Origin of the sequence: Saccharopolyspora oryzae (assembly GCF_027853915.1) — a bacterium.
Lineage (GTDB): Bacteria > Actinomycetota > Actinomycetes > Mycobacteriales > Pseudonocardiaceae > Saccharopolyspora > Saccharopolyspora oryzae.
The window spans coordinates 1-7,282 of sequence record NZ_JAQGLA010000154.1; the positions used below are offsets into that span (position 1 = coordinate 1).

A 7,282-nucleotide genomic window follows, 5' to 3' on the forward strand; every position below is an offset into this window, starting at 1 on the left:
GGCAGCAGCTGCTGCCCGCCGATCGGCCGGTTTCCCTGCCCGGGCGCTGGATCCTCGCGGCGGCGGCCGACGATGCGCTGGCCACCGCCGTCCGGCGCGAGCTGGCGGCGCTGGGCGCGGATTGCATCCCCGTCGAGGACATCGACGACCCGACCGCGACCTTCGCCGGGGTGCTCGTGCTCGCGGCCGACGCGGCCGCGGAGGTGACCACCGAGATCATCCGGCACACCGAGCTGGCGCGTGCGCTCGCCGGACTGGAGTCGATCCCGCCGCTGCTGCTCCAGGTGACCAGAGGAGCAGAGCAGATCGGTGGGCAGGACCGGCTCGAGCCCGGCCAAGGCGCGCTCCGCGTGCTGCCTAGAGTGCTCGCCCAGGAGCTCCGCGGACTGCGGTGGCGGACCGTGGACCTGCCGATCGGCTCGTGCGACGCGGCGGCGATCCTGGCCGAACTCGCCGACTTCAGCGCCTCCGAATCCTCGGGTTGGGAGCTCGCGGTGCGCGGGGGTTCCCGGTGGCGGCGGACCGTCGTGCCGTGGCGGCCGAGCAGGCCCGAACTCCCGCCGCGCTCCGACGCCATCGCGCTGATCACCGGCGGACTGGGCGACGTCGGACTCACGACCGCTGAACACCTCGCCCGCCAGGGGTACCGGGTCGTGCTCACCTCGCGCTCCGGCCTGTCCGCCCAGCCCGAACCGGGCAGCGCTGCCGAGCAGCGGCTGACGGCCGTGCATCGACTCGTCGAAACCGGCGCCGAGGTGGAGGTCCGCACCCTCGACGCGGCGGATGTGCCTGGGACCACGGCACTTCTGCAGGAGCTGACCGAGCAAGGGCGCCTCGACGTCGTGATCCACGCGGCAGGTGTCGTGGCGACGACGGCCGCTGCAACGCTTCGGGAGGCCACCGCCGATCACGTCTCGGCGCACCTCACCGCGAAGGCGGGCGGAGCGCTTGCTCTGCGCACCGCGATCGACGAGCTCCCCCGCCGGCTGCGACCGCGGGCGGTGGTGCTGATGTCGTCGGTGACCACGCTGGTCGGCGGCATCGGCATGGGGCCGTACGCGGCGGCCAACGGGTTCCTCGACGCGCTCGCGACGTCCGCGTCCGACGACTCGACCCGGTGGATCAGCGCGGTGTGGGACGGCTGGCGGGTCGGGCCGCTGGGTTCCGAGCGCACCGTGGTGCTGGACCACGCGTTGGACGCTGAGACCGGCATGGCTGCGCTGGACCGGTTGCTGCACGGCACGCCACCACCTGTGGTGGCGATCGCAGCCACCGGGCTGGCCGACCGCATGGCGCAGGCCGCCCGCACCGAACGAGCCGAGGCACAAGGAAATTTGGCCGATCCGGTCGAGCAGGCCGTCGCCGAGCTGTGGACCGAACTTTTCGGCTCGCCGGTGACCTCCGGCGACGCGGACTTCTTCCTTCTCGGCGGGCATTCGCTGCTGGCGACCCGGATGCTGGCAGCGGTGCGCGAGCGCTTCGGAGTCGATGTGCGGTTGCGCGATATGCTCGCCCAGCCGACGGTCGTCGCACTCGCCGCCCGCATCACCGCAGCCGAACCCGCACCGCCCGAACCAGCCGCAGCAGTGGCGCCGACGGCCATGGACGGGACGTTCCCGCTGACCCGGGTGCAGCACGCCTACTGGGTCGGCCGCGACGGCGGCTACCAGTGGGGTGACGTGCCCTGCCACTTCTACCTGGAGTACGACTGCGAGCAGCTCGACGTCGACCGGTACGAACGGGCCTGGAACCAGGTTTTGGACCGCCACCCCATGCTGCGGACCATCATCACCCCGCAGGGGCGGGCGAAGGTGCTCGACGACGTGCCCGCCTACCGCATCCGGGTGCACGACCTGACGTCGCTGCCGGAGGAGCGCCGGGCAGCGCGGCTGGAGCGGCTGCGCGAACGGATCAGCCGGCAGCCCGGCCCCCCGGACCGGTGGCCCTTGGTGCAGATCCAGGCGGCGCGGCTGCCCGGCGGTCGGGTCCGGTTGTTCCTCGGCGTCGACGTGCTGATCTGCGACGCGGCGAGCTGGTGGATCATCGACCGCGAGCTGCAGCACCTCTACCAGCAACCGGACGAGCCGTTGCCGGACATCGGCATCGACTTCGCCACCTGCGTCGCGGCGCTGGAGCAGCGTCGGCACAGCGAGCGCGGCCAGCGGGCGGCTTCCTACTGGCGCGACAAGCTGGACTCGCTGCCGGGCGGCCCCGCGCTGCCGGTGCGCGAATCCGAGGGGCCGACCAGGTTCGTCCGGCGGGCCGCGGCTCTGGAGGCCGGCACCTGGGCCGCGTTGCAGGAAGTAGCTGCCCGGCAGCGGGTCACCCCGACAGCCGTGCTGCTCACCGCCTACGCCGAAACGCTCGCGGCGTGGTCCGGCAGCGACCGGTTCTCGATCATGCTGACGTTGTTCGACCGCCCCGACATCCACCCGCAGGTGTCCGATGTGGTCGGTGACTTCACCTCGCTGGTGCTGCACGCGGTGGACCACTCCCGGCCGGCGTCCTTCCTGGACCGGGCCCGTGCCGCGCAGGAGTTGCTGTTCGCCGACTTGGACCACCGGGACTTCTCCGGCCTGGAGGTGCTCGCCGAGCAGTCCTCACGGCTCGGCCAGCGCGTCTCGGTTCCCGTGGTGTTCACCAGCGCGCTGGGCATCACCGATGTCATCGGCGCGGAGCACGACCCGGAATGGGCCGGCACGCAGGTGGCCGCGCTCAGCCAGACGCCGCAGACGCTTCTGGACCACCAAGCGCTGGAGCAGGGGGGTCGGCTGCTGCTGCAGTGGGATGCCCTGGAACCCGTGCTGCCCGCGGAGCAGCTCGACCGGGCCTTCGCCGACTACGTGCAGCGCGTCGAGCGACTCGCCACCGAATCGTCCACATGGGACAGTTCTGGCGCGGGCGACGAGGACATCGCGTTGCCGGTCCGCCCTAGCGGCGGAGGACGCACGCTGTTCCTGATGCACCCCTCCGGCGGCGACGTCGTCTGCTACGCCGAACTGGCCAGGCTGCTCGACGATCGCGTGGACGTCGTCGCGCTGACCGATCCCGAATTGGTCGACGGCATCGGCGCGACCGACATCCCCGGGATGGCCGGGCGCTTCCTCGACGTGGTCCGCCGCTCGCAGGAGCGCGGCCCGTACCTGCTCGGCGGCTGGTCCATGGGCGGCGATCTGGCGCAGGAGATGGCACGCCAGCTCCATGCGCTCGGAGAGCGGACCGAATTGCTGGTGCTGCTCGACTCCAACGATCCCAGCTACATCACGCACATCGACGGCACACCGGACGAGGTCGAACTGGGTGTCGTGTGGCGATTCCTCGGTGCGTTGGAGGGCTTCGTCGACACCGACCTCGGTGCCGGACCGGACCTGGAAACCTCAGCGGTCATCGACGCGATCCGGCAGCTCCCAGCCGAGCAGCGCTGGGACGAGATCGACCGGCGGCTGCGGTCCGCTCGGCTGCTCGGGCGCCGCGACAGCGCCCGACGGCGCGTCTCGGTGTTCGCCCGGCACCTGCGGGCGCTGGCCGACCACGAACCCGGGCAGCTCGACGACGAGCGCACCCCCACGCTGCTGGTGCGGGCCGATCGTCCGGCACCGCGCAACTCCGGTGTCGGCATGGGCGTCGACGACACCCCACCCGACCTGGCTGATCTGGGGTGGGGCCGCCACCTGACCGGGCCGCTGGAGGTGGTCGGCGTCGACGCCCACCACTACTCGCTGCTGCACCAACCCGCGATCGAGCAGGTCGCCGCAGCCATCAACGAAGCGCTGAAAACCGCGCTGGATCACTAGTGCGCGCCCGATGACAGGGACGCGTGCGAACACGAACCGACGAAGGACCTAGATGCAACGGCGACAGTTCGTCCTCGCCGCAGCCCTGACCACCGCCCTGGTGGCCACCGGCTGCAGCAACAGCACGGCCGGCACCAGCACCGACACGCTCCGCTACGCGGCCGTCGGCGCTCCCGCAGCCGCTAGCAACGACCCGCACGGAGGCCTCGGCAACGAGTCGGATGCCATGCGCTTCGCACTGCTCTACGACGTGCTGACCGTGCCCGGCTCCGACGGCAGCACCCAGCCGCGGCTGGCGACCTCCTGGACCCCGGACCCGACCCTGACCCGCTGGACGGTCGCGCTGCGGCCGGAGGCCACCTTCACCGACGGGCGGCCGGTCCGCGCCGCGGACGTGCTGTTCTCGCTGCGCCGCATGCAGGACAAGGCAGCCGAGAACTACGGCCGGATGGCCATGTTCGACCTCACCGCCTCCACCGCGATCGACGAGCACACCCTGGACCTGGTGACGCGCAAGCCCTTCGCCGAGGTCGGCAGAGCGCTGGAGTCTGCGACCTTCGTCGTCCCGGAGGGCAGCAACGACTTCAGCAAGCCCGTCACCGGATCCGGCCCGTTCCGGATGACCGACGGCGACGCCGCCAGTGCAGTGCTGGAGCGCAACGACCGGTGGTGGGGGCCGCGTCCGCCGCTGCGGCGCATCGAGATCCGCGCGATCGCTGATCCGCAGGCGCGGGCCGACGCGGTGACCTCCGGGCAGGCCGACGTCGCCGGGAGCGTGAACCCGGCCACCGCCCGGCAGTCCGAACAGGACGGTCTGCAGGTCGTGCACCGGCCCGCGGTCACGGTCTACCCGGTCGTCATGCGCCTGGACCGGGCACCGTTCGACGACCCCCGGGTGCGCGAGGCGATCAAGCTCGCGGTGGACCGAAAGCAGTTGCTGGACACCGTCTTCCTCGGCCAGGGCGTGGTGGGCAACGACCTGCTCACCCCGGCCGACCCGACCGCGCCGACCCCGCCGCAGCGCCAGCGCGACCTCGACCGGGCCAGGCAGCTGCTGGCCGAGGCCGGGCACACCGGCGGCCTGGACCTCACGCTGCGCACCACGACCGCCTACCCGGGCATGGACACCACCGCGACGCTGCTCGCCGACCAGCTCAAGGCCGTGGGCATCCGGGTCGGCGTGCAGGTGGAACCGCAGGACACCTACTGGACTCAGGTGTACTCGCAGTCCGACTTCTACGTCAGCTACCTCGGCGGGATCCCGTTCCTCGACGTCGCGCGCGTGGCGCTGCTGTCGACCTCGCCGACGAACGAGACCGCGTGGCACCGGCCCGACTGGGACCTCGGCTTCGACGCGGCACTGGCCACCCGTGACGAGGCCGCCCGCAGCGCCCAGCTCGGCCGGTTGCAGCAGCAGGTGCGTGACGAGGGCGGCTACCTGGTGTGGGGCGCCGGTGACGGCCTCGACCTGGCACGACCGCGGGTGGCGGGTTTGCCCACCGGGCCGGGTTTCCAGCGGTTGTTCATCGACCAGGTCCAGGTCAACGCGACGTGATCCCGGTGTTGCTCCGCTCGACCGCGCGCAGCGGGTTGCTGCTGTTCGCGGTCGCCGTGCTGGTCTTCGCCGCCACCGAGCTGCTGCCCGGGGATGCGGTGCAGGCCAGGACCCGCGGCCGGGCCGGCGATGCGGAGCTGGCCCGGCTGCGCGAGCAGGCCGGACTCGACGCCCCGGCCTGGCTGCGCTTCGCCCGCTGGCTCGGCGGTTTCCTGCACGGTGATGCCGGTCGGTCGCTGATCAGCGACCGACCGGTGTCGGTCCTGGTCGCCGAACGACTGCCCGCGACCCTCGCGCTGACCGTCCTCGCGTTGCTCGTCGCCGTGCCGCTGATGCTGCTGGCGGCGTGGGTGGGCAGCTCGGCGCGCCTGCGCCCGCCGGTCGGTGGTGTGATCGCGGCGGCCGCCGCTGTCCCGCAGGTCGTGGTCGCCGGAGCGCTGGTCGCGCTGTTCTCCGGTCTCCTGCACTGGCTGCCGCGGGTTTCCCTGCTCCCCATCGGGCAGTCGCCGTGGCAGCGCCCGGAGCTGCTCGTGCTCCCAGCGCTGTCACTGGCTCTGCCCGCGGCGGCGTTCGGCGCCGGCCTGCTCGCCGGTGCGGTGGGCGACGTGCGGCGACTCCCGCACGTCGAGGACGCTGTCCTGCGCGGGGTCCCCCGCTGGCGCGTCGCGGTCCGGCACGTCTTCCCACTCCTGTTCGCGCCGCTGCTGCGGGTGCTCGCGGTCATCTGCGGTGGTCTGGTCGCGGCCACCACGGTGGTGGAGACCGTGTTCGGCTACAACGGCCTGGGTGAGCTGCTCGTCAGCTCGGTCGCCAGCCGCGATGTACCGACGGTGCAGGCCGTGGCGCTGCTCGGCGCGGTGGTCGTGCTCGCCGGGTTGTGGCTGGCCGACGTGGTGCGGGGTGGCGCCCCATGACACGCACCATCACGGCCTGCGGCCTCGCCATCACCGCGGTGTGCGCGGCCGTCCTGGGCTGGTTGCTCGCCCCGCACCTGCCGACCGAGGTCATCGGTATGCCGCACGCATCCCCGGACGGCAGGGCGCTGCTGGGCACCGACGCACTCGGCCGGGACGTGCTGTCCCGGGTGCTAGCGGGTGGCCGTGGCCTCGTCCTGACCTCGCTGCTCGCCGCGCTGTTGGCCGCATCGCTCGGTGCGGCCGGCGGTCTGCTCGCCGGCTGGTCGGATGCCTGGCCCTCGCGGCTGCTGACCGCGCTCGCCGACGTGCTGCTGGCAATGCCCCTGCTGCTCGTCGCCCTGGTGCTGGCGGTGTCGCTGCCCGGTGACGCGGCGGTCGTGGCCGCAACGGTCTGCGGCGGCACCCCGCTGACCCTGCGAGTGGTCCGGGACGCCACCCGGTCCGCCCGCGGCTCCGGGTACGTCGAGGCGGCGCGCTGCCGCGGCGAACGCGGCGCGGTGCTGCTGGTCCGGGAAGTCCTGCCCTCGATGGCCGGTCTGATCTCGGCCGATCTGGGGATGCGGTTCGTGGTCGCCGTGCAGATCGCGGCCGCGTTGAGCCTGCTCGGTTTCGGCGCCCAACCACCGGCGGCTGACTGGGCGTTGATGATCCGCGAGAACTTGCCCGGCTCCGGCCTCAACCCCGCCGGAGTGATCGCCCCTGCCCTCGCCTTGGCCGTGCTGACGGCCGGTGTCGCTGCTGCGGCGGCTTTGCTGGACAGGAGGTCGGCGTGAACGGCCTGGAAGTGAACGCCATGACAGTGCTCGACCGGCGTGGGCGCGCCGTGCTCTCGAACGTCTCGCTGCACGCGGAAGCCGGTGAGGTCCTTGCCGTGGTCGGCCCGTCGGGCAGCGGGAAGTCCACCCTCCTGCGCGCACTGCTCGACGCCCTGCCGACCGGACTGCGCCGGGTCGGCGGGACGGTGCGCTGGGCGGGGTCGACGAGTCGGGCCGGGCGGGCCGCCCGGGCCTGGGGCT

The 7,282-nt window shown here is 72.7% G+C and carries 5 protein-coding genes; all 5 read left to right on the forward strand.

Annotation, left to right across the window (positions count from 1 at the left end; translation table 11 throughout):
* On the forward strand, positions 1-3,794 hold a 3,794-nt coding region (locus OU415_RS37485), incomplete at its 5' end, for an SDR family NAD(P)-dependent oxidoreductase (protein WP_270954521.1).
* A 52-nt stretch (positions 3,795-3,846) separates the two neighbouring features.
* Positions 3,847-5,349, forward strand: a complete 1,503-nt coding sequence (locus tag OU415_RS37490; RefSeq protein WP_270954522.1) for an ABC transporter substrate-binding protein — start codon at positions 3,847-3,849, stop codon at positions 5,347-5,349.
* Complete coding sequence (locus tag OU415_RS37495) at positions 5,346-6,263, forward strand: ABC transporter permease (RefSeq protein ID WP_270954523.1); 918 nt, start codon at positions 5,346-5,348, stop codon at positions 6,261-6,263. Before OU415_RS37490 ends, OU415_RS37495 begins: the two co-directional genes overlap by 4 nt.
* On the forward strand, positions 6,260-7,039 hold the full coding sequence (locus tag OU415_RS37500; RefSeq protein ID WP_270954524.1) for an ABC transporter permease: 780 nt from the start codon (positions 6,260-6,262) through the stop codon (positions 7,037-7,039). Before OU415_RS37495 ends, OU415_RS37500 begins: the two co-directional genes overlap by 4 nt.
* A partial coding sequence (locus OU415_RS37505; RefSeq protein WP_270954526.1) for an ATP-binding cassette domain-containing protein occupies positions 7,036-7,282 on the forward strand: 247 nt, incomplete at its 3' end. The genes OU415_RS37500 and OU415_RS37505, both read left to right, overlap by 4 nt.